The organism is Pseudomonas sp. FP198 (genome assembly GCF_030687895.1).
Classification (GTDB): domain Bacteria; phylum Pseudomonadota; class Gammaproteobacteria; order Pseudomonadales; family Pseudomonadaceae; genus Aquipseudomonas.
Genome location: NZ_CP117452.1, coordinates 1,299,268 through 1,321,638, shown reverse-complemented (window position 1 = coordinate 1,321,638; position 22,371 = coordinate 1,299,268). Strand labels below are relative to the sequence as shown.

Annotated in this window: 24 protein-coding genes and 2 pseudogenes; 5 read left to right on the top strand and 21 right to left on the bottom strand. The window is 61.2% G+C overall.

All coding sequences use genetic code 11. The annotated features are described in order from the left end of the window. Positions 1-5 precede the first annotated feature (5 nt). From PSH78_RS06165 to PSH78_RS06075, 19 genes and pseudogenes are all read right to left on the bottom strand, one after another. Positions 6-1,100, bottom strand: a complete 1,095-nt coding sequence (locus tag PSH78_RS06165) for a phage tail protein (RefSeq protein WP_305499147.1) — start codon at positions 1,098-1,100, stop codon at positions 6-8. Positions 1,101-1,129: 29 nt separating this feature from the next. Further along, on the bottom strand, positions 1,130-1,639 hold the full coding sequence (locus tag PSH78_RS06160; protein WP_305499146.1) for a phage tail protein: 510 nt from the start codon (positions 1,637-1,639) through the stop codon (positions 1,130-1,132). Beyond that, positions 1,636-2,805: a phage tail protein gene (locus PSH78_RS06155; protein ID WP_305499144.1), complete on the bottom strand. Its 1,170-nt coding sequence runs from the start codon at positions 2,803-2,805 to the stop codon at positions 1,636-1,638. The genes PSH78_RS06160 and PSH78_RS06155 overlap by 4 nt, the downstream gene beginning before the upstream one ends. An 11-nt stretch (positions 2,806-2,816) precedes the next feature. Next, positions 2,817-3,416, bottom strand: coding sequence for a YmfQ family protein (locus tag PSH78_RS06150; RefSeq protein ID WP_305499143.1), 600 nt, complete (start codon positions 3,414-3,416; stop codon positions 2,817-2,819). Beyond that, positions 3,404-4,444: a baseplate J/gp47 family protein gene (locus tag PSH78_RS06145; RefSeq protein WP_305499142.1), complete on the bottom strand. Its 1,041-nt coding sequence runs from the start codon at positions 4,442-4,444 to the stop codon at positions 3,404-3,406. The genes PSH78_RS06150 and PSH78_RS06145 overlap by 13 nt, the downstream gene beginning before the upstream one ends. Continuing rightward, on the bottom strand, positions 4,434-4,832 hold the full coding sequence (locus PSH78_RS06140) for a phage GP46 family protein (RefSeq protein WP_305499141.1): 399 nt from the start codon (positions 4,830-4,832) through the stop codon (positions 4,434-4,436). The genes PSH78_RS06145 and PSH78_RS06140 overlap by 11 nt, the downstream gene beginning before the upstream one ends. Continuing rightward, positions 4,832-5,341 (bottom strand): phage baseplate assembly protein V, encoded by a 510-nt coding sequence (locus PSH78_RS06135; protein WP_305499140.1) that lies wholly within the window; start codon positions 5,339-5,341, stop codon positions 4,832-4,834. The genes PSH78_RS06140 and PSH78_RS06135 overlap by 1 nt, the downstream gene beginning before the upstream one ends. 209 nt (positions 5,342-5,550) lie before the next feature. Continuing rightward, positions 5,551-6,591, bottom strand: a complete 1,041-nt coding sequence (locus PSH78_RS06130) for a phage baseplate assembly protein (RefSeq protein ID WP_305499138.1) — start codon at positions 6,589-6,591, stop codon at positions 5,551-5,553. A gap of 3 nt (positions 6,592-6,594) precedes the next feature. Beyond that, positions 6,595-7,833, bottom strand: coding sequence for a DNA circularization protein (locus PSH78_RS06125; protein ID WP_305499137.1), 1,239 nt, complete (start codon positions 7,831-7,833; stop codon positions 6,595-6,597). Next, the gene (locus tag PSH78_RS06120; RefSeq protein WP_305499136.1) at positions 7,820-9,394 is read right to left on the bottom strand and encodes a phage tail protein; all 1,575 of its coding nucleotides are present in this window, start codon (positions 9,392-9,394) and stop codon (positions 7,820-7,822) included. Before PSH78_RS06120 ends, PSH78_RS06125 begins: the two co-directional genes overlap by 14 nt. A gap of 130 nt (positions 9,395-9,524) precedes the next feature. After that, complete coding sequence (locus PSH78_RS06115; RefSeq protein WP_305499134.1) at positions 9,525-9,821, bottom strand: phage tail assembly protein; 297 nt, start codon at positions 9,819-9,821, stop codon at positions 9,525-9,527. After that, entirely contained in the window at positions 9,818-10,165 is a 348-nt protein-coding gene (locus PSH78_RS06110) for a phage tail tube protein (protein ID WP_024780162.1), read from the bottom strand. The genes PSH78_RS06115 and PSH78_RS06110 overlap by 4 nt, the downstream gene beginning before the upstream one ends. A 67-nt stretch (positions 10,166-10,232) precedes the next feature. Next, positions 10,233-11,729, bottom strand: a complete 1,497-nt coding sequence (locus PSH78_RS06105; RefSeq protein ID WP_305499132.1) for a phage tail sheath subtilisin-like domain-containing protein — start codon at positions 11,727-11,729, stop codon at positions 10,233-10,235. Then, positions 11,729-11,911 (bottom strand): DUF2635 domain-containing protein, encoded by a 183-nt coding sequence (locus PSH78_RS06100; RefSeq protein ID WP_305499131.1) that lies wholly within the window; start codon positions 11,909-11,911, stop codon positions 11,729-11,731. Before PSH78_RS06100 ends, PSH78_RS06105 begins: the two co-directional genes overlap by 1 nt. Further along, positions 11,908-12,492 (bottom strand): hypothetical protein, encoded by a 585-nt coding sequence (locus PSH78_RS06095; RefSeq protein ID WP_305499129.1) that lies wholly within the window; start codon positions 12,490-12,492, stop codon positions 11,908-11,910. The genes PSH78_RS06100 and PSH78_RS06095 overlap by 4 nt, the downstream gene beginning before the upstream one ends. Before the next feature lie 131 nt (positions 12,493-12,623). Continuing rightward, positions 12,624-12,974 (bottom strand): phage holin family protein, encoded by a 351-nt coding sequence (locus PSH78_RS06090; protein WP_305499127.1) that lies wholly within the window; start codon positions 12,972-12,974, stop codon positions 12,624-12,626. A 63-nt stretch (positions 12,975-13,037) separates the two neighbouring features. Then, positions 13,038-13,619 carry a DUF642 domain-containing protein gene (locus PSH78_RS06085; RefSeq protein ID WP_305499125.1) on the bottom strand — a complete coding sequence of 194 codons (582 nt, stop codon included), beginning with the start codon at positions 13,617-13,619 and terminating at the stop codon, positions 13,038-13,040. Continuing rightward, positions 13,616-13,805, bottom strand: a pseudogene (locus PSH78_RS06080) (Com family DNA-binding transcriptional regulator). The gene PSH78_RS06085 and the pseudogene PSH78_RS06080 overlap by 4 nt, the downstream one beginning before the upstream one ends. Before the next feature lie 459 nt (positions 13,806-14,264). Further along, positions 14,265-14,999: an XRE family transcriptional regulator gene (locus PSH78_RS06075; protein WP_305501185.1), complete on the bottom strand. Its 735-nt coding sequence runs from the start codon at positions 14,997-14,999 to the stop codon at positions 14,265-14,267. A gap of 545 nt (positions 15,000-15,544) precedes the next feature. Here PSH78_RS06075 and PSH78_RS06070 point away from each other — a divergent pair. The 5 genes and pseudogenes from PSH78_RS06070 (at position 15,545) to fdxA (ending at position 19,812) form a co-directional block, all read left to right on the top strand. Next, on the top strand, positions 15,545-15,820 hold the full coding sequence (locus PSH78_RS06070) for a DUF6124 family protein (protein ID WP_305499124.1): 276 nt from the start codon (positions 15,545-15,547) through the stop codon (positions 15,818-15,820). A gap of 256 nt (positions 15,821-16,076) precedes the next feature. After that, positions 16,077-16,307 (top strand): annotated as a pseudogene (locus PSH78_RS06065) (zeta toxin family protein); the annotation flags it as partial. A 73-nt stretch (positions 16,308-16,380) separates the two neighbouring features. After that, complete coding sequence (locus PSH78_RS06060) at positions 16,381-16,548, top strand: hypothetical protein (RefSeq protein WP_305499122.1); 168 nt, start codon at positions 16,381-16,383, stop codon at positions 16,546-16,548. A gap of 228 nt (positions 16,549-16,776) precedes the next feature. After that, complete coding sequence (mutS, locus tag PSH78_RS06055) at positions 16,777-19,344, top strand: DNA mismatch repair protein MutS (RefSeq protein WP_305499120.1); 2,568 nt, start codon at positions 16,777-16,779, stop codon at positions 19,342-19,344. 144 nt (positions 19,345-19,488) lie between these two features. Next, complete coding sequence (gene fdxA / locus PSH78_RS06050; RefSeq protein ID WP_305499118.1) at positions 19,489-19,812, top strand: ferredoxin FdxA; 324 nt, start codon at positions 19,489-19,491, stop codon at positions 19,810-19,812. Positions 19,813-20,302: 490 nt separating this feature from the next. Here fdxA and rpoS read toward each other — a convergent pair whose 3' ends face one another. Both rpoS and PSH78_RS06040 read right to left on the bottom strand, forming a co-directional pair. Next, positions 20,303-21,310, bottom strand: a complete 1,008-nt coding sequence (gene rpoS, locus PSH78_RS06045) for an RNA polymerase sigma factor RpoS (protein WP_003198289.1) — start codon at positions 21,308-21,310, stop codon at positions 20,303-20,305. Positions 21,311-21,416: 106 nt separating this feature from the next. Beyond that, positions 21,417-22,262, bottom strand: a complete 846-nt coding sequence (locus PSH78_RS06040; RefSeq protein WP_305499117.1) for a peptidoglycan DD-metalloendopeptidase family protein — start codon at positions 22,260-22,262, stop codon at positions 21,417-21,419. Positions 22,263-22,371: the final 109 nt, after the last annotated feature.

Genomic DNA, 22,371 nt, shown 5'->3' with positions numbered 1-22,371 from the left:
ACACCTCAGATGAGTTTGATCCGCGCCGGATAAGCGACATTGCGCGGGCGCGATTTGAATGAGTAGAGCAACGTGTTGGCCGTATCTACCTGGAAACTGGTCCCGGTAGGAAATATCGGACCACCGTTTACCAGGTCTCCGATGATTTTGATTTCCTCACGGGTGTTGGCACCGAATCCGGTAAGGCTATCGGACCATCTTGACCCAACCGCACCAGCCCCTTGGCCTCCCAACGCATAGGAGTGGACAGTACCGGGTTGAAAGGTCCCCATTGCCCGACCAGGATCCACGGAGCGCCCTTCGTCCAGGATTCGCAAGAACTCTCCCCGTCCTTCCGGGGCACGAAAAGTGAGAACGCCATCACCGGAACTCCATTTGCCTTCACTGCCTTCCCGAGTGGCCTCGGTGCCGAGCATTCCGGACTGTTGGGCGTGATCCCACAGCCAGGGCCACTCAGCACGTTTCATGACTGTGCCGTTCAGCGCACCGTATCCACCCGGGCTGAGTTGGATAGTCGTTTCAAAAAACGGCCGTCCCAAAGCTGTGCTGTCAAACCGTCCCATGGGCCACCAACTGCCGGCGCCGTCACTGCGTAGATGCCACCAGTCACCACTGCCCATCAGCACGAGAAATGGATAACCGGCGGCCGAAAGATGGGTGTGAAACCTGATCCGATCAGCCCCACCGGCCTGAACCACAAGACGATTGCCGCTGTTGTCCAGGCGCCGAATGACGACATCTCGAACACCCAGCGCAGCGTTGGCCGGGGGTAATCCGATGGTCGTAGCGCCAGCGTTGGCGTCAATCAATACAAGGCCAAGTTCATTTGCCGTCAGCGCTTTCGACAGGGCCAGCCGGCTAATCACCGAACGCATGGGGTTGGTCATACCGATGATCTTCTGAACGGCTTTGAAAAGCTGATTGGTGTCCGCCTCGGAGGGCGCCATATCGGCGCCAGAAATCACACCAAGGATTTCCTGGGTAACGCTGTTTCCCCACACAGCCGGAATCAAGGATCCCGGCGAACCTTCGACGGGATTTTCATCCACGAACCGACCGTTCACCAGCCCGACGCTGGGAACACTTTTTGGATAATCCATGTCTTGTTTTCTCTTCTATGAGATGAGGATCACGCGCGAAGGCGTAGCGCCCGGATGGCCGCGAGCGCGTCATCGGCGGTTTGAGTGGCGAGTTCGGCTTTGCCCTTGGCTAGGTGCGCGCGAATCTGCGCCTTGGCCTTGAGGCGCAGCTCGCGAAGCGTCAACAGGGTCGCTTCGAACTCGGCGGCCTTGGCGAGAATCTGGTCCGCCGCCTGCCTGGCTGTGCGGCCCTTGACGACCCAGGCAGAAACCGACAACGGAACAGCTTTTTTCGGGTAGCCCTGATCCTTGAACGCCTGCGCTTCAAGGGCCGCTTGTTGATATTCCAGGGCCCGTAACGGATCACCGGCCAAAACGCGACGGGCGCTGTCGGCAGCGGCATCGACCTTGTCGCACAGGCGCTCGCCTTCCAGGCGCAGCAGTTCAGCAGCGTTCTCGTCGGTCAGCAGCCATGTCCCGTCCTCCCAGATGTGGGCCGCAGAGGGCGGAGGCGGACGCAGTCCTTCTTCGTACTGGTGCAGTTCTTGAATGACATTCATCGGATCAGCTCCCAGGACAGATGGACATTGACGGCGTTGGTGAAATTGATGCCGATACCGACGCTGTAGTCGGTTAACGCCTGGTGTCCTTTGATCCCCATGCTGAAGAGCAATTCGTCACTCTCCGCACTGGTTGAGCCCAATGTGTGCTCGGCCTGGTAGGACTGCCAAAGCGAACGCAATTGGTTATGGTCGAAACTCGCGGTGACCGTGGAAACCGTGACGTCATTGACAACGTTGTTGGAAAAGATCGCGCACATTGCCATCGGCACACTTGTAGGGTTCGCCCAACCCAGTGCGTTGTTGCCGGGATTTTCCGAGACGGGTGACAGGTAGCTGTAATTGCCCCCAACCCATCCAGCCGGAGCGAACGTCACCGATGTCACCCCATTCGGTGGGGGTGTCGGATTCCCCGCCACAAGCCGCCCCGCACGCGCATGTGGATCCAGCGGCAGATACACCACCCCGGTGCCATTTACCGTTTGCGTCCAGGTCAATTGAGCACGGTTGTAAATCGTGCGGATCGTCGGCAGGGAGCCAGGCGTCCCGGTCACCACCCAGGCCAGGCACATGTCCAGCGGCGTCGATGGGAACCCACCGCCTGCCGCTCCGTTTACGGTGCCTTTCAGGGATTCCGGAGCAAGGTCATACAGGCTTCCCCGCTGCACATAGAACGTCAGCGCATCACCGACTACCTGTGCCCTCAAAAAATAACTGGCGCTGGGCAACAGATCGGCGCTGCTCCAGGCCGTCGTCACGTAGGTACGTGTCCGCCCCAACCGCCCAGCCACCACCTCCTGCCCGATGCTGACGTACACACCCGCCGGAATCGAGACACGCCCACCACTGGTTGACAGCGCTGCTGGAGTGACGGCCAAACGGCTGTCCGCCGTGGCAATCGTCGGCAGCGGCAGCGCTGCGATCGGCAGGGCGAAGTCCTGGTTCCAGCCCTTGGCGGTTACCGTCCGAATCGCCGCGAGCAATTGATCGCTGCGGGTTTCATCCGGCGTCAGATCTCCCGCCTTGATGACATTCACGATCTCCTGCGTCACCCCGTTTCCCCAATCCGCCGGAATCAACGATCCCGGCGTCCCGGTCAACGGATTTTCATCGACGAACTTCCCATTCACCAAGCCGGCGCTGGGTACACTTTTCGGATAATCCATCCGTCTACTCCCTAGTCATAGTTGATGTGAACCTTGGTATGCGCCGGTGCACTGCGGTGAATAAGGCACTCCAGCGCCGACCCCGGATTGACGCCAAAACGTTCGCCCCAATAGCTCGCACCAAAGCGCCGTCCCAGCAGCAGCCGGCCGCCGGTGTTGAGGGTCCACATGAACTGTGCCTGCCACGTTCCGAAGTGCGCTTCGCCAAACCGTGAACGGCCCATGCGCGGCGCCTTGAGTTCGGTAATCGTTGCGTTGGGGTAGCCCTGGCTCCTGGCGATTTCCACGTAATAGGCGATGGCCTGGCTGCCCACCGCCAGCAACCGCCGGCGCACCGCGAGACGGCGATCGTCATACAGCGGCGTGGCGCCAAGGCACGGATCCGGCAGTTCCATCACCCGTTCCCAATCCGGCACCAGCTCGCTCACTCCCGCCGGGTCCATCTCGTTGAGCAGGTCGGCGGCGCGGGCATCCAGGCGCGCCAGCTCCTGGGCGATGCCTTGCAGCACTTCGTCCAGTTCCGGCACGCGCTCCGGGTCCCACGCCGGGCCGCTGGGCAGCAGGCTGCGCAGTTGGGCCTGGTATTGTTCGGCGGTTCTTATCCCAGCCATGTGCAGCCTCCGAAGGTCAGCAACTGGTTGCTGGCGGCGACGACATCGGCGGCGGGTGCGCTGAGCTTGTGGTCGGTTTCGCCGGTGGCGCTGCTGATCGCTTCGGCGATATGACTCAGCAACAGCGTTTCGCCGAGGCCGGCTTCGCGGTTATGCAGGTCGCGCAGTTGCGCCTCGATGGCGGCGCGCACCGCGCTGGTGTCCGGGCTGATGCGCAGCTTGTAGTTCACCGGCACCTGAGTCGGGGCCAGCACATGCAGTTCGGCGGTCACCGGGCGCAAGGGCTCGATGTAGGCCCGCACTTCCTCCAGTTGCTCGGCGTTGGGGATCGGTTGCGGATCGTCGTCACGCATCACGAACAGGCCAACGGTGCCCGGCCCCAGGTAGCTGCCGCGACACCAGGCGCGGGTAACCCCGGGACATTCCAGGGCCCAGGTCTCGTAGTCCTGGGCCGAACCGCCGTGAGGGATGACCCGATAGGAACGGATCACCCTCGATCGCAGCGATTCCAGGCTTTCCCGGGCGACACCGCCGGTCAGTCCTGGCGCCAGCACGGTGAAGCTGTTGCCGATGCCCAACAGCGGCTGCACCGGCGTGAGCACCAGGCCGGCATCGGCATTGCCCAGGCTACCGGCCTCCAACGCCGCAATGGCGGCGGTGTTCAGGCCATTGCTGGTGGTTCGCGCGGTGGTAACTTTATAAGTACGGCCATCGGCCGCTTGCAGCAGCGTGTCGGCATCCAGCACGGCACCCGCCGTGGCGGTGAAGCTGACGCTGCCGGTGGCCACTTGGGCGGCCTTGCGCGCCTGGTTCAGGCGCAGCGCGGCGATGCGTTCCAGCGTCGATTCATCGGCCTTGTCCGGGAGGATCTGCTCGGCGATCCAATCCAGATAGCCATACAGGCCATAGGCGGCGCCGCCGAGGGTACGCGCCAGGACCTGGGCGTCGGACTGGCGCAGCGAATCGCTGGCCAGGTCGCTTTGGGCGCGTTTGATCAGCACCGGCAGCGAAGGGGTTTCAAACGGCATAGGTCACCTGCCAACTGTGGTCGGGGTTGATGTCCAGGCGCTCGCCATTGGCCAGGGTCAGGACCGTTCGCAGGTTCAGACGCTGGGCGTCGAGGCGTTCGCTGATGATGTCGATGGCGCTGCAATGACCGTCATCGATCAGCCATTGCAGCGCCTCGCGGGCATAAAATTCGGCGTCGAGTTGGGTCTGGCGGGTCAGCTTGACCCGCCGCAACAGCCACAGCCGTGAGCCGATGCGGTCGTCGGCGACGGTGGGAAAGGTGTCGCCCCACCAGCCGAAACGCTCGTCGTCATCGACCGCATCGTCGGCGGCGGCGCGGCGCCAGGTGAACAGGCTGATCAGCACCGAGCGGGTCAGCGCGGCGTGCAGGTTCTGGCTGATGAACATCACTGGCCTCCCGCCGGCGCACCGGTCTGGCCGTTGCCGCCCTGTACACCGACGTGCACGTGCTTGATCTGGCTGATGCCGCCGGCGATCTGGTCGCCCTGGGAAACGATCTTGCCGGTGTGGTTGATCACCGGGCTGTCGATGTTCACCGCGCTGCTGGCGCGGATGTTCAGCGTCGCGGTCTCGATGTCGATGACCCGGCCGCGCTTGAAGTGGAGCTTGTCACCTTCATCGGTGTAGAGCGCGACTTCGCCCGGGGCCAGGGCCTTGAGACGAAAGCGCCGATCGGCGACCACCAGCACCACCGCGTGGGAGCGGTCGCCGCCGAGGAACGTGGCGATGCCCTCGGCGCCGGCCAGCGGGTTGCTGGTGAAGCCATAGGGCTCGAAATGCTCCATGTCGTCGCTTACTTCGCCAGCGGTGAGGCGCATTTGCAGCGATTGCAATTTATTCGCCGAATGGGCGAGCACGACAGTGCCGCGCGCCAGGAGGCGGGTCAGTAGGCTCATTGGGTTTTTCCTTCGGAATCGGGTTTAACGGCAGAGCACTGTGGGAGCGAGCCTGCTCGCGAAGGCACCGGCACATTCAACATCGATGCAAACCGAGCCACCGCTTTCGCGAGCAGGCTCGCTCCCACAAGGGATCTGCGCTGGGCAGGAATCTGGCGGCGGTCTCGCTCCCACAAGGGATTTGCGCAGGGCGGGTATCGGCGTCGGGCTCAGGCCTTGGGTGGCACCGGGTTCGCGTCGAAGGTGTGCGGCGGGGCGACTTGCAAGGTGGTGACCGAACCCTGGGCGGACAGCGAATAGGTCACCCTGGAGATCAGCATGTCGGCGTCAAATCCCAGCACCGGATCGATCACCCGCACCAGGGTGTTATGCCGCCAGATATCGCCGTTGGCCTGGCGCCAGCCCTGCACGCGGTAGGTGGTGGTCAGGGCGCGGCCGCTGCGAATCGCGCTTTCCCAGTCGGCCCGTTGCTGGGCCAGCGCCGGGGTCAACTGAGCGCTTTCGCTGATGACAGTCACCCGCTTGCGCTTGAAGCCCAGGTCAGTGGCGGTGCCCGAGACCTCGCTCACCGCCGCCCCGCTCTGCTGGTCATTGCCTTTGTGCTGGCCGATGACCCGGTATTCGGAAAACACCTGGCTGTAATCCATCGGCGCGTTGCCCGAGAGAATATTCTTGCCCAGTTCCAGCACATCACTGGCCCGCCCACCGCTGCCGGGCTTGGCCAGCAGCACGCGACCTTGCGGGTCGTCGGTGGAAAACACCCGGAACAATGTCAGCAAGCGGTCGATGGATTGAAATACCGTTTCTCCAGGCACGATGCTGTGCTCGCTCAGGCGCGCGGTTTCCGGGATCTCGCTGATCACCCCCACGGCATAGGGCGATGCCAGCGCCTGGACGATGCTCAGCAACGTTTGCCCGCGCCATTGCGTCGGGCGGTTGATCGCCGCGCAGTCCACCAGGTCCTGGGTCTTGGAGCCGCCTTCGATGCTCAGGCTGATCTGCCGGCCGTCGTAGCTGATGGGCGCCTTGAATACGTAGCCGCTGAGCAGCAGGTCGGCGCCGATGCGCACCTGGCATTCGTCACCGGGACGAATCGGCACCGCCTGGGTCTGCCCCGGCCATTGCCAGGTGATGTCGAGTTTGAAGGTGCGGAACTGGCGCTCCAGGTCCGCACTGATTTCCACGCTTTTCCAGCCGCCGTAATCCAGCCCGCCGACGGTGAGCGTGACAGCGTTTTCGAGCTCATTCATGGCTCACTCCCCGGAGACTTTCAGGTCGTTGGGTGGCAGGAAGCCAGGGTGCGCCACGCCGTTGCGCTGGGTCACCTCGGTCACCCGGGTAGCGTCAGCAAATTGCTGATACGCCACCACCAGCGCCGGCAGGCTTTGCTTGAACGACAGGTTGATCAGGCGGACACCGGACGACGCCACGGCCGTCAGGTGCGCGGCCATTTGCTGACGCAGGTTGTTCATTGCCTGGTAGTGATCCGGAGCGGCCTTGAGGGAAGCCTGCCAGATGGCTTCGTTGAGGGCATCGCGCAAGGCGAGCACATCATCGGCCACCGGCACGTCTCGGCGCTGGACCGGTTGCACCGCCTGTTGCGCCACCGACGGAGTGGCGTCCAGCTTGACCACTGGCGCCGCCACCGGCATCGCCGCAATCCATTGCGCCGCTTGCACCAGCAAGGTGTCCTGGACCAGATCGGCAACCGCCTGGGCTGCCGCCGTGGTGTCCTTGCCAGTGGTGAGTTTGGGCGCGTCCGCCTGACGGATGGCTTCCACCTGTTGCGACACGCTGGCAATCACGCCGCGATAGCCGTCACGGGCAAAATCCTTCAGCTCCCGAATGTCACCCAGCAGTCCCTTGAATTCCGCCGCCACTTCCTTGGGCAGCTCCTTGACCGCCTTGACCAGATCGCTGAGTTGCCGATAGGTCTCGATCAATGGTTTGAGCTCCTGCTCGATGACCCCATAAACCTCCTTGAGGCTGTTGCGCAGGTCGGCGATGCCGATCCGCGCCGCCTTGATCAGGCTCATGGCGTCTTCGAAACGCCGCACCGCCGAGCCGAGGAAACTGTCGGCCGAGACCAGCAGCAGTTTCTGGCTGTTGATCGCCGCCGAGGGAAACTGCAGCGGCTGGTCGGGGTAGAACTTCAGGGCAAACGTGACCAGCCCGCCGTCCTGGCGGGTCTGGGTCATGTCGCATTCACCCACTTTGACCTGCAGGCGCCCCAGCCATGGGTGCACCAGTTCACCGCTGCCCTGCTCCAGGGCTGCGAGCAGTTTGTCGCGCTGCTCCAGGCAATCGGGGCCGACGATGAACGCGGTCAACTCGTGGATGCGTGCCTGCCGGCCGAGCCCTTCGAAATACGGCTGGTCACGCTGTGGGTACTCATGCAACTGGCCTTTATGACCAATCGGGGTTTTCGCCTGGTCGACCCAGAACCCGACGCCACGAAACGACGCCGGCAACAAACGATCACGCCAGCTCATTGGAACCTCCTGCGGAAAGTGAGCGATAACCGATGCGCGAACTCACCGCCAGGCCCGGTTGATTGGTCTGGGGCGGGTCGGCGCGCAACCCCGCCGGCGCGTTTTCGAAGCGCACCGTCAGGCCGCCTTCCAGTTGCGTGCGGTTGTTGGCGGCGCTTTGTTGCACCAGGGCTGCGGAAGTTTGCGGCAATGTCCCTGGGGTCAAGGACGCTCTGGGCGACGCCGTGGCGGGCGTCGGCGCAAGGCTTGAAGACAGCCCCGAAGGCTGCTCGCTGGCTCCACCAAAAAACGCCGGCGCCAGCTCACCCTTGCCTTCGGCATTGGTGGCACGCTGCGCCTCGGCCAATCCCTCGACCTTGCCGGTGAACGAGGCAATCACCTCGCCAAAGCCGCCGTTGAAGAACGCCTTGATCGGCGCGATCACGCCCTGCAGCTCGTCCCACCATTGGCTGAACCATTCGCCCACCGGTCCCCACTGCCGGGTCAGGCCCTCGATGGGCGACCAGTCGAACAGGCCGCTGAATACCGCCAGCATGATCGAAACCTGATTGCGAATGCCCTCCCAGATCCCGGCGAAGACTTCGCCGATCGTGCCCCAGTTGGCCATGATCAGCCCCAACGGCGTCCAGTCGAACAAGCCTTTCAGGGCGTCCATCACCGGCACGGTCAAGGCTTTGAGCAAATCCCAGATTGCCGCGAACAACCCGCTCAGGGGCGTCCAGTTGGCAATGATCAACCCCAGGGGCGACCAGGCGAACAGCGTCTGCATGAAACCGATGATCGGCGTCGCCGCCGCCACGATCACATTCCAGAGTGCGCCAAAAAAGCTGCTGATCGGCCCCCAGTTGCTGATCACCTGCCCCATCGGGGTAAAGGCGAACATCGTCTTGAAGAACTCGACCATTGGCAGGACGATCGGCGCCAGCCGTTGCCAGAGCCCGGCAAAAAACGCCGAGATCGGCGTCCAGTGGGCGATGATCATCCCTGCCGCCAAGGCGATGCCCATGGCAATCAAGCCGATGGGGTTCATCTTCAAGGCCAGGTTGACCACTTCCATTGCCTGGCTCGCGCCGCTGACCGCCGTCTGGATCGCGTTGAACGCGACGACGCCATTTGCCAGGCCCTGGACCAGTTGCGGATTGTCCTGCAGTACCTGGGCCACGCCGCTGACCATCGGCTGCAAACCGACCGCCACCGCGTTGACCGCAGGCCCCAGCGCCGAGCCGAACTGCACCGACACATTGCTGATGGAAGTCTTCAATCCCTCCAGGTTCTGTGCCGCTACGCGAGGCGCTTGCGGCGCCTGGACGGCACTGGCCGCCGCGCTCGCTGCGCCGGCCTCATCCTTGAAGGCCAGCGCCGACTTGAGCCCGTCCATGAACGGTTGGGCCAGGCCGCCGCTGGGCAGCAGCCCGGAAATATCCAGGCTGCCCAGGCCCGTGGCGTCGAGGTTCTGCTTGAAACTCGCGACCTTCGCACGAAGGCTGGCGAGCTTGGGCGACAGCTCGTCGATACCGGTCAGCAGTAGCGCCTTTTTCTCTACCTTCTGTGTGTCTGCCATCACTGCACCTGCTGCATCGCATTGATCCGTTGCGCGTGCTCCAAGGATTCGCGGAGCACATCCAGTGGCCTGGCCATCATCTGTTCGGGGTCAACCTTCCAGAACCAGGCCAGGTCATAGGCGGCGGCGATCAGCTCGCCGATGGCCGCGACGCCGCACTCATGAAAAAACTCGCGACGGCCCAGCTCAGCGCGTTGAGGTCAGCCAGGTCCAACTGGTTGACCGATGACGGTGGGATACCGGCGCAGACCGCGATGTATTTGGCCGCGACGTCCATGTCCAGGCTGACCTCCTCGCTCTTGTCGATCTTGTACGGCAGCGCCTTGATCGCACGGACCTCCTGCACCGTCGGACGGCGCAGGGTCAGTTCGCTCAACGGCTCGCCGTGGGCCTCGATGGCCACGCGCAACGCCACGACATCAGTCATTGCCAGGTCCCCTTGATGCCTTCGAATTTCAGCTCGATGGTGGCGTCGTCACCTTTGGATACCGGCTCTTCCACCAGATACGCGCCGGCCAGTACGTAGACTTTGCCGTTGCTGAACTCGCAGGTGACGGTCATGTCAGTGCCGGCGACCAGTTGCTTGAGCGGAAAATCGGCGGTGTGCAGCGCGGTGACCTTGAACGACGGCGCGATGTCGGTTTCCTTGTAGAAACCCGGTACGACGGTTTCGCGTTTGGTAAACATCAGTGGCGCTTCGCAGCCGCCGTTGATGGTCAGTTGAGCGCCGTCCACTTTGACGTAGCAGGTGCCCGCAATCAGTTGACCCATGGTGTTTCTCCCTTCAAATAAAAAGCCCACGCGAGGTGGGCTGAATTCATGCAGCTGAGTGCCACTGTCAGGCGGCGGCGTCGTATTGCAGACGGAATTGGTTGAGCAGCGCGAACACGCGCAGGCCGTTGATGTAGTCCGGCGGGAACAGCACGTTGACCCGGCTCGGGTCCTGGCTGTCGCGCTCGACGATCAAGTGCTCGGCGAACAGTTCGGCGTTTTCCACGTGGCCTTCCAGCTCAAGCTTGGCGTACTGGGCGATCAACTCACCGCGAATGGTGCTCGGGGTGACGATGGGCTGGCCGGCGCCGAAACGAGTGCCGTCGGAGGCCAGTTTGTGACGACCGTATTTGCTGGTGATCACGCTTTGCAGGCGCCGCACGATGAACGCCGACTGGTGCATGGTTTCGCTGTCCAGGTAGGAGTTGTCCGCCTGGCCGAAGGCATTCTTCTGATAGGTAGTGATGGAACGCTGGATACGAACGTAGCCGCCTTCGTAGTAAGCGGTCGCGATGCCGTAGTTGAGCAACGATTGCCGCTCGGTCAGGGTGAAGCGCTCACTGGCCGGTGCCGGATCGAGCCCCGGCAGGCTGCCGCTTTGGGTCGGGCGGCTGGCGTCGGCGGAAATGAACACCGCAGTGCGTGCGGCCAGCGCAGCGGCCTGGACCCAGAACGGTTGCGGCACGCCCGGCTCCAGGGCCTGGATGGTCATGTGCTGGTCGTTGCGGGCCTGGCCGGCGGCGACGAGAGTGCCGAGGGTGCCGCGCTTGGCGCTGTAGACGTGGCCGAACAACTGCTTGGCCCAGGACCAGCGACCGGTGCTGTCATCCATGACCGCTTGCCACGTGTCGAGGCTCGACACATCGGACCACGGCATGGCAATGAACTCGAACGGCTCATCGCCCAGGGCGGCGACGGCGGCAGTCTGGTCCGGCACACCGACACCGCCGGCCATGGCAGTGACGGCCGTGGTCAAGCCGGCCGGGGTGTCTTCGCCGTTGCTCTTGCCCAGGCGATTGAATTGCAGGCTGATGTCATTGCCGCTGGCGCCGGTCCATTTGGCACTCAGGGTCACCACGCCTTCGGCGGCCGCGGCAGTCACCGGCAGATCGGCGGATGCGTTGATCTTGAGAGCCAGCGCCGTGGCCGCCTGGGCTGCGCTGGCACCTTTGACGACAGCGGCCTGGACACGCACGCCAGCGACGTACAGGTTGAGCACGCCGCTCTCCGCAGCGCTGCCGGTCAGCGTCAGCGTACCTTGGGCAATCGCCCCCTCGACGTTATGCAGCGGCAGGCACCAGATCTCACCGATCGGGTCGGTCTTGCGCCAGGTTTCGTACATCGACGCCAGCATCGAGCCTTGCCCGCCAATGCTCTTGGCCAGCGCGACGCTGGACACCAGCACCAGCTTGCCTACTTCGGCCGGGGCAATGTTGTCGTTGACCTGGGCAACGATCAACCGGCGCATGGCCGACGACGCGCTATTGGCGGCCGAATTGTCCATCTCGGCGTAGAACAGCGGAACACGAATGTCCGCGGGAATGTTGCTGAATCCAATCGCCATTATTTGGCTCCCTTCGGTTTTGCCGCTTGCACGGCTTTGGTAGTGATATCGCCATCGGCCAGACGTCGACGCCACCAGGCGTTGTCCGGCACTTCACGGCCTTCGAGGGGCAACAGGTCGCCCGCTTCCGGGTCCGGTACGACGCGGCCAGGGGCCGGCAGCACGGTGATACGTTTGCTCATGGGGTTACGTCTCCAGAGAAAGTCAGTTCCAGGCGCCCGTCGGGGCCGGGACGTTTCAGGTTGGGGTCCGCCGGGTCGATGGCATCGACGCGCACGGTGGCCCCGGTAAAGGACGACAAGCCGTCCAGTTCACGCTCATGCCAGCTTTCGGCAGGCTGGCCCGGCAGATTGCGGCCCAGCTGGAACTCGGCGAAAAAGCGCAGCCGGTACAACACGCGACTGCTATTGATGGAAACCAGCTCGCTGCCGTCGTACTCGACGCCGGTGTACTCGGCGCCCGGCTTGAACCCCACCAGCGCGCGCCACAGTTCAGCCCGCAGGTCGTGCAACAGATCCAGCGCTTTTGTCGCGTCAGTCGCGTCGAGCACCAGCACGGCATCGAAACGATCACGTACCGCTTGCAGCGTGACGTTCTGCGCCGCGTTCTTGCTGGCAACGTCGGCGGTTGCCAGGACATAGGCGCAGGGGAGTTGCAGCGGGGCCTGGGCTTGCAGCGTGGCAAGGTCAAAGCCTGCCGCCACGCGACGGGCGAGCGTGGGGCATTGCTCACGCAGTTGCGTGAGGATCGGGGTGATCTTCATGGGAGGGTCCGGTGGTATGGAAGGTAACGTCAGGGAAACCTGTGGGAGCGAGCCTGCTCGCGAAAGCGGTGGGCCAGGCGATACGGATGTGGGTTGTGCTTACATCTTGCGGGCAGGCTGGAAACAGGGAATCAATGTGGGTCGGAACGGGAATCGCGCGGCGGTAGCTCACTGATGCCCATCCGCTTGGCGGCCCAGCGTTCGTAAAGCCCGATGGCCACGTCAGCCCCGGCCATCGCGGTCAGGCAGCCGAAGGCACCGGCGGCCCAGATCGACAGGCCCATGGCGTACAACAGCATGATCGCCGAGACGCCACAGACCATGCAGGCGCCGGAGCGCAGGGCCAGGCGCCGCAGCAGTGACCAGCCACGGGCGCCCTCCTTGTCGGCACGCCACATCTCGCCAGTCACCCCGCCCACCAGGGCGAGCACGATGACCAGCCAGATCGGCATGTCCAGCAACGCTTGTTGCTCGTTTGTCATGTCTCGTTTCCTGGGGAGATGGATGAAAGAACGGGGGTCAGGCCTGGACAGCCAGATAACGTTCTACAGTCGCTCAACGATTACGTTGTCGATAAAGGCATAGTTGGCATATGGATTCTGCTCATTGGAAAAAGCCAGGGTTGTCTGAGGCGAGGTCGCGATGAAGTCATACGTAATGGTGCTCCACTCAACAGCTCTACCTTTTGCTGAAGGGGTGTTGAAAGTGACACTTTGGCCCGCCACTTTTATTTGGATAACACCTTCACCGGAACGACTTGCGTAACGCGAATTACCTGCGCTGAAGGTCAAGCGGTACTTGGCGCCAACGGAGGTTGCAAAGTTCTGCTGAATGCCGCCGCCGTTGCTATAGATATAGTTAGCCAAGTCGACAATGACGACGCCATCCGCCGCCAGGGAACCGCCAATCGAAGCGGGCAGGTTGAAATACTCGGCTCCAGACAGAAACGTCGTCCAACCCGTAATGAAGTTGGCTTGCGCTGGAGTACTCAATATGCAACTTGCGCTGCAGCCTGGCTGTTCGAAGCTACCGTTGACCAGAAGGTTGGCAGCAACAGCGTTGCCTCCGACACCGAACAGGACAACGCAGAGCATCAGCGGGGTAGCGTACTTCTTGAAACGATTCATGATTCACCTGTTGAGTTCGTGATTGATTGCACGGCTGATACATTGCTCGCCGGCGTCCACTCGAGGCTCAACGGCCTTCACATGATTCAACGTCCCGCAACGGGGACACTTGATCTGGAGTTCGGTGTTCTCGCCCATGCGGGCCAGAAGTCTTTTGCAGTGACCGCATCTGAAATCCTTCAGCATCGAAGTCCTCCCACTGGTGGCGGTTTGAAGTACCTCGCGGCACAGGCATTCCAAAAAGCCCGGTCGCCCAGGCTTTTCAGTAATGCGCTTGATCTTTCGGCGCGACTGGCGCGGTACGGATCCATTCAAATTGTTCCTCCGACCGCGGTCCCTGCCCGCCGGATAACTGCTTCTGGTGCTTTACGCTGCACACCCGGGTCAGTTGCCAACCCTCTGAACCGTTAAGGCCGGTTCATCGCTGCCTGTTGGTGGAACTAAAGAGCTTTGTTGCCAGCTGCTTTGTCGAGCGGCTTGGACACAGAATATGCATGGATGCATATACAGTCAATGCGTTAATGCATTTATTTATGCGCGACGAATGCGCAAATGCATGGAGCCCGCTTAAGTACCGGGGTCGAAGGTTTTCAGGAGGCGAAAAAAAACCCGCACGACGGCGGGTTTTATCTGACAGCGGAAGGATTAACGGGCGTACATGCCCCACCAAAAGACGTGACCGAGGATGACGATCTGCTCGTCCTGCATTTCCTGGAACGTGTAGTCCTCGTCCGGATGCTCATCGCGGTTGAAGCTGCGCAGGCGAATGCCGGTGGGCAGGCGATAAAGCTGCTTCACCCGCAGTTGGCCGTTGTGATTGATGGCGTAGAGGTCACCGTCGACGATGTCGCCGATCCCGCATTTGCCCGCGTTCACCCCGACCGTGGCGCCGTCGCGCAGCACCGGCAACATACTGTTGCCGCGCACCGTCACGCACTTGGCCTGGTCGAACTGCACGCCGTTATGGCGCAGGCTGCGCTTGCCGAAACGCAGGCTTGAGCGCTCGCTTTCCTCGATGACGAATCTTCCTGATCCAGCAGCCAATTCAACCTCACGCAGAAAAGGAACGGACACCTCGTCTTCCTCGACGGGCGTGTCATCGTCCCACAGGCTTATGTCCTTGAGTTCGGAATGCGGCTCTTCGCGGCGGCTGTTACCGGCAGGCGCAACGTCGACGCGACCGCGCAACTGGTCGGTGCTCACGGCGAAATATTCGGCGATCTTCGAGATATGTTTATCAGAAGGGTCGACGATCTTGCCGCTGAGGATCCGCGAGAGGGTGGACTGAGGCACGCCGGTACGCCGGTGAAGCTCCGTGGGGGAGATCCCGTGCTGATCGAGCAATGCTCTTAATACGGTAGAAACGTTGCGTTTTTGCATAACGCGCATAATGCTTGTTCTTTTCGCGGAAGACAAATGCTGTTTTGCATAAATACGCAAACATTGTGCTTAAGCTCTGCAGATGCTTTTGTGGCGAGGGAGCTTGCTCCCGCTTGAGTGCGCAGCGCTCACAAAAGGGTCTGCTGCGCAGCCCAGCGGGAGCAAGCTCCCTCGCCACGGGATTCGCCCTACACAGCCTTAGGAAAAACCTCCCACCCCGTCCTTCAAATGCGCATCGCGAGACTACGTTGCCTTGCGCCTCTGCCTACAACTACGCCAGAATCCGCCGGCTTGTGCGCCTTGGGCCCCACCGGTACTTTTGATCTTGTCACTGCCCATCAGTGATCGGGTTTAGTAGCCCGGCATTCCAAGGCGTACATCGCTCCGCTCAGCCAGGTTTTTACCTGCGCTCAATGGTAGCTGTGCGCAGGGCGCCCTCGGGCGCGCCGGTTTCTTGGATCCCCGGTCTACTAACCTGCGTACAGCTGCCGCCCATCTCGTTTAGTAGCGGATTGGTAGTGGCTCCAACTCAAGGATCCAAGACTATGTCCAAACAGATACCAGATCCCCTCGAAGATGACCTCAAGCCGAAAGCCGACGAGGAAAGATCCGATACCCTCTACCTTATTGCTCCCAACATCGACACCGAATGCCTGCTCGCCAACCTCAGCGAAACCCTGGCCTCGGCCAACGCCATGGTCAGCGATCTCGCCTTCGACCTGGAAGGCTCGCGACGACATATCGCACTAGGGATCCTGCAGATGATCGAGCTGAGCCAGTTGCTGGCGAATCGGGCATTGGATGTCGTGGATCCCAGATAAAACAGGCCAATTCGACGAGAAACAAAAAAGCCTGCATGTCGCCAGGCTGTTCATTCAAGAAGGACAACCCCCTATGACGAGGGGGCTTGCTCCCGCCGGGTTACGCAGTGACCCCGCTTCTAGCGGCCGCTGCGTCCCCAAAGCGGGAGCAAGCTCCCTCGCCACGTCGTTATCAACTATAAATGGGCAGCAATAAGCACAAAGAGGCCTGGGGGGTTCGATACAAACAGTCAGACCATCGAAAGGGATCGGATTAATGACGGAGAATGCCGATACACGCAGCCGGCTACTGGCCTCAGCAGACCAAGCCGTCCATGAAGACGCATTGCGCTTCGCTCGGTCCAATAAAAAAGCAATCGCGAAGCGACTGACAGATAAGGCTCTTTATCCGCCAGAGGAAGCGCCGGTGTCAGTTTTTATGGCAGGCTCTCCGGGCGCCGGTAAAACCGAGGCATCAATAGCCTTGGTGAATCTGTTCGCAGATTCACTACCATAATCCCTGAGCAACACACGCGGGCCGACCTAGAGGCCATGCTCGAGCCACCATCAGGAGGGCACCTATGATTTCGATCAAGCTGGGCTTGTCCAAAGGAACCAAAAGCACCTTTGCCGATTTTATTCGTAATGCTAAATCGGACCAAAAGAAACGTGTTTATAGCGAGGTTTTGACAGAGGCTACCAAGCAGCAAAACCTCGTGATGATGCAGGCCGAGGCGAAACGAGGCTGATATCAAAATTCAAGAGAAGCCCGACTACATGTCGGGCTTTTTGTTGCGAGATTTACCTGGCCAGAGGTTTTTCCGCAACATTCTGGGAAAACAATCGAACCCACTCATCCCTGGGTCGCACCAGACCGCCCATGTTAACCTTGCGCCCATCGCGGAAAAGCCGGGCCGATGCCCCTCCTTTTGCCCCACACCTTTCAACGAGCTTGCCTGACACCGATGAATACCGCCGTGAACGACCTGTCCTCCCACACGCCGATGATGCAGCAATACTGGCGCCTGAAGAACCAGCACCCCGATCAGCTGATGTTCTATCGCATGGGCGACTTCTACGAAATCTTCTATGAGGACGCGAAGAAGGCCGCCAAGCTGTTGGACATCACCCTGACGGCGCGTGGGCAATCGGCGGGCATGGCGATTCCGATGTGTGGGATTCCTTACCACGCGGCGGAAGGCTACCTGGCGAAGCTGGTCAAGCTGGGCGAGTCCGTGGTGATTTGCGAACAGGTCGGCGACCCGGCCACCAGCAAAGGCCCGGTGGAACGCCAGGTCGTGCGGATCATCACTCCCGGCACAGTCAGTGACGAGGCATTGCTGGATGAACGTCGGGACAACCTGATCGCCGCTGTCCTCGGTGACGAGCGCCTGTTCGGCCTGGCCGTGCTGGACATCACCAGCGGCAACTTCTCGGTATTGGAAATCAAGGGCTGGGAAAACCTGCTGGCGGAACTGGAGCGGGTCAATCCTGTGGAGTTGTTGATCCCGGATGACTGGCCCAAAGACCTGCCGGCGGAAAAACGCCGTGGCGTACGTCGCCGGGCGCCGTGGGATTTCGAACGCGACTCGGCGTTGAAAAGTCTCTGCCAGCAGTTTTCCACCCAGGACCTCAAGGGCTTCGGCTGCGAGAACCTGACCCTGGCCATCGGCGCCGCCGGCTGCCTGCTGGCCTACGCCAAGGAAACCCAGCGCACCGCCCTGCCCCATCTGCGCAGCCTGCGTCACGAACGCCTGGATGACACGGTCGTGCTGGACGGCGCGAGCCGCCGCAACCTGGAACTGGACACCAACCTGGCCGGTGGCCGCGATAACACCCTGCAATCGGTGGTCGATCGCTGCCAGACCGCCATGGGCAGCCGCCTGTTGACCCGCTGGCTGAACCGACCGCTGCGGGACCTGACGGTACTGCAAGCACGCCAGTCTTCGATTACTTGCCTGCTGGACCGTTATCGTTTCGAGCAGTTGCAACCGCAGCTCAAGGAAATCGGCGATATCGAGCGGATCCTCGCGCGGATCGGCCTGCGCAACGCCCGTCCTCGCGACTTGGCGCGCCTGCGCGACGCCCTCGGCGCGCTGCCCGAACTTCAGGTGGCAATGACCGACCTTGAAGCACCTCACCTGCAGCAACTGGCGCGCACTACCAGCACCTACCCGGAACTGGCCGCGCTGCTGGAAAAAGCCATCATCGATAATCCGCCAGCGGTGATTCGGGACGGTGGCGTGCTGAAAACCGGTTACGACGCTGAACTCGACGAGCTGCAATCGCTGAGCGAAAACGCCGGCCAGTTCCTGATCGACCTCGAAGCCCGGGAAAAGGCCCGTACCGGCCTTGCCAATCTCAAGGTCGGCTACAACCGCATCCATGGCTACTTCATCGAGCTGCCGAGCAAGCAGGCCGAGCAAGCCCCGGCCGATTACATCCGGCGCCAGACCCTCAAGGGCGCCGAGCGTTTCATCACACCGGAACTCAAGGCTTTCGAGGACAAGGCCCTGTCGGCCAAGAGTCGCGCCCTCGCCCGGGAAAAGATGCTCTACGAAGCGCTGCTCGAAGACCTGATCAGCCAGCTCCCACCGTTGCAGGACACCGCCGCCGCCCTGGCGGAACTGGACGTGTTGAGCAACCTGGCCGAGCGCGCGCTGAACCTGGACCTCAATTGCCCACGCTTCGTCAGCGAGCCGTGCATGCGCATCAGCCAGGGTCGCCACCCGGTGGTCGAGCAGGTACTGACCACGCCGTTCGTGGCCAACGACCTGAGCCTGGACGACAATACCCGCATGCTGGTGATCACCGGTCCGAACATGGGCGGTAAATCCACCTACATGCGCCAGACCGCGCTGATCGTATTGCTGGCTCACATCGGCAGCTTCGTCCCGGCGGCCAGTTGCGAACTGTCCCTGGTGGACCGGATCTTCACCCGGATCGGCTCCAGCGATGACCTGGCCGGTGGGCGTTCGACCTTCATGGTGGAAATGAGCGAAACCGCGAACATCCTCCACAATGCCACCGAGCGCAGCCTGGTGCTGATGGACGAAGTCGGTCGCGGCACCAGCACCTTCGATGGCCTGTCCCTGGCCTGGGCGGCCGCTGAACGTTTGGCCCAGTTGCGCGCTTATACGCTGTTCGCCACGCACTATTTCGAATTGACGGTGTTGCCGGAGAGCCAGCCGCTGGTGGCCAACGTCCACCTCAACGCCACCGAGCACAACGAACGCATCGTGTTCCTTCACCACGTACTGCCCGGCCCGGCCAGCCAGAGCTACGGCCTGGCGGTGGCACAACTGGCCGGTGTGCCGAGCGACGTCATCACCCGCGCTCGCGAGCACCTCAGCCGCCTGGAGACCACCAGCTTGCCGCACGAGGTAGCGCGCCCGAGCAAAGGCAAACCGGCCGCGCCGCAGCAAAGCGACCTGTTCGCCAGCCTGCCGCATCCGGTGCTCGACGAACTGGCCAAGCTCGACCTCGACGACATGACCCCGCGCCGGGCGCTGGATTTACTCTATACATTGAAGACACGGGTCTAACGCACAGGCTTTCAAGCTGTTAGAATCTCGCGCGGTTTGGGATGCTGCGACCTATTAGCCTGGGTTTGCAGACAATCGCTCCCGAACCTCGCGACCCCTACCGTGATGGGGCTTCGCCGCAGCCGCCTGAGGAGAGAATTAGAAATGACCTTCGTCGTCACCGACAACTGCATCAAGTGCAAGTACACCGACTGCGTAGAAGTCTGTCCGGTGGACTGCTTTTACGAAGGCCCGAACTTCCTGGTCATTCATCCGGACGAGTGCATCGACTGCGCCCTGTGTGAACCGGAATGCCCGGCGAACGCCATTTTCTCGGAAGACGAAGTGCCAGCCGGTATGGAGAACTTCATCCAGCTGAACGCCGAACTGGCGGATATCTGGCCGAACATCACCGAGAAGAAAGACGCCCTGCCCGACGCCGAAGAATGGGATGGCAAGACTGGCAAGATCGCAGACCTGGAACGCTGATTACCCCAGCGTTCGCTGAAAAGGCCCCTCGCGGGCCTTTTTGCTGCCTGGAACAAAATCGCGGGCAAAAAAAAGGGGCGGTTTGACCCGCCCACATTTTTTCCATAATCCCTTTAATCCTTTTCATCGTCCTGATGAATCGCATCCTGCGATGTCCTTCCTGTCCCATCGTCCTTGACGGGTGTGTCTGTCCGTCGACACAGGATTGATATTAGTGTTTTCCCAAACGAGTGCAATGCCTCGGCGGCGCTCCGCCGGCACTGTCACGAGCCATTCACACTTAGGAAAATCTTTTAAAAACAGTCACGTACAGGTTTATAAAACGCTTGATTAGCAATCTGTCCCATCGTCGTGGAACCGAACGCTTACGTAACACTAGGCAAAAGCTTACAAACTGAAGCTGCAAAATGGGCTGATGAGAAATTCTCCCTGCTGGCAAAAGCAAAAGCCCCGAACTCAGTCGGGGCTTTCTCTGCTGCGCTTGCCTGATCTACTGGAACAACGACTCGCTCGACAGGCCGTTCTTCTCCAGGATCTCCCGGAGCCGCTTGAGGCCTTCGACCTGGATCTGCCTGACCCGCTCACGCGTCAAACCAATCTCCAGGCCCACATCTTCAAGGGTGCTGCTTTCATGACCGCGCAAGCCGAAGCGGCGGATTACCACTTCCCGTTGCTTGTCCGTAAGCTCCGACAGCCATTGGTCGATGCTCTGGGACAAGTCATCATCCTGGAGCAACTCGCACGGATCGGTCGGACGATCGTCGGTAAGGGTGTCGAGCAGCGTCTTGTCCGAGTCTGGCCCCAGTGAAACGTCGACCGATGAGACCCGCTCGTTGAGACCGAGCATGCGCTTGACCTCGCCCACCGGCTTCTCCAACAGGTTGGCGATTTCCTCGGGTGAAGGTTCGTGGTCGAGCTTCTGGGTCAACTCGCGGGCGGCCCGCAGGTAGACGTTTAGCTCCTTGACCACGTGGATCGGCAGCCGGATGGTCCGGGTCTGATTCATGATCGCCCGTTCGATGGTCTGGCGGATCCACCAGGTCGCATAGGTCGAGAAACGGAAGCCGCGCTCGGGGTCGAACTTCTCGACGGCGCGAATCAGGCCCAGGTTGCCCTCTTCGATCAGATCCAGCAGCGAAAGCCCACGATTGACGTAGCGTCGGGCGATTTTCACCACCAGGCGCAGGTTGCTTTCAATCATGCGTTTTCGACCCGCCGGGTCGCCACTTTGCGACAAGCGCGCAAAATGAACTTCTTCCTCGGGGGAGAGCAATGGTGAGAAGCCGATTTCGTTGAGGTACAGCTGAGTGGCGTCCAGCGCCCGGGTGTAATCGATGTACTTATGTTGTTTAAGTGAAGCGGAGTGTTTGGATTTGGCACGAACGGAAGGTGGAGTCGCCCCTTCATCATTCGACATCGAATCCATAGCGATGCCGGTCTCCATAAGGAGGACCTCATCGTCGATGTCAAACTCCGGCACTTCTTTACTGAGAGCCATTGTTATAGTCCTTTGGTGAGTTCGACCTCAAGCTCAAGCGACGCCTTTATCCTTGGCAACGCTGGAGCCTGTTCCCTCTACGTGACGGAACAGGCTGACAAGCAAATCAACGACGTGGCAGGAATTGCAGCGGATCCACAGGTTTACCTTGTCGGCGAATCTCAAAATGCAGTTTCACTCGATCCGTACCCGTTGAGCCCATTTCGGCAATTGTCTGTCCGACCTTGACCTGCTGCCCCTCCCGAACCAACAGCCTGCGGTTGTGACCGTAGGCACTGACGTAGGTATCGCTGTGTTTGATGATCACGAGTTCGCCGTAGCCCCTTAAACCACTCCCGGCGTACACGACCGTGCCATCAGACGCTGCCAAAACAGGCTGTCCCAAATCCCCGGCGATATCAATTCCTTTATTCAAACTACCGTTTGAAGAGAATTTTCCAATGAGAACGCCATTAGAAGGCCATCCCCAGCCGGTCGGGGCGGGGCCTGCCGGAGGCATCGGAGCGGGTGCCGGCTTGTTCGCGACGGACGGTACAGTCGCCGTTGCGGCACCCGCCGGACGACGGATAACCGTGGTTTTGCTCGAGGATGACGGGGTCGAACCCGACTGCGTCACGACCGCGGTAGGCGTTGAGGCACTGCGACCGTCAAAGCGAATTGTCTGACCCGGATGGATCGTATAAGGCGCAGGAATGTTGTTGCGAGCCGCGAGGGCCTTGTAGTCCCAGCCGTAGCGAAACGCGATGGAAAACAGCGTATCGCCGCGACGGACTACATACTGGCCGGTCGTTACTGTAGGCCGCTGCGGTGTCGCATTGTTGCGATCGACCACCCGGACATTACCCGACGGAGTACTGGAACAACCGACCAGCAAGGTACTCAAGAGAAGGCCAGTCACCAGGCGCTTGAAGCTCGTGATACCCATACGCTGCGCAATGACTGTGAGACTCACCCGCCGCTCCCTTTGTGGTGGCTGAAAAAATTGCACACTGCCTGTCCAGGCAGAAATATTGCCCCGTGGCGAGCCGACACCACGCTTCTATAAAGGAAGCGCGAAAAGC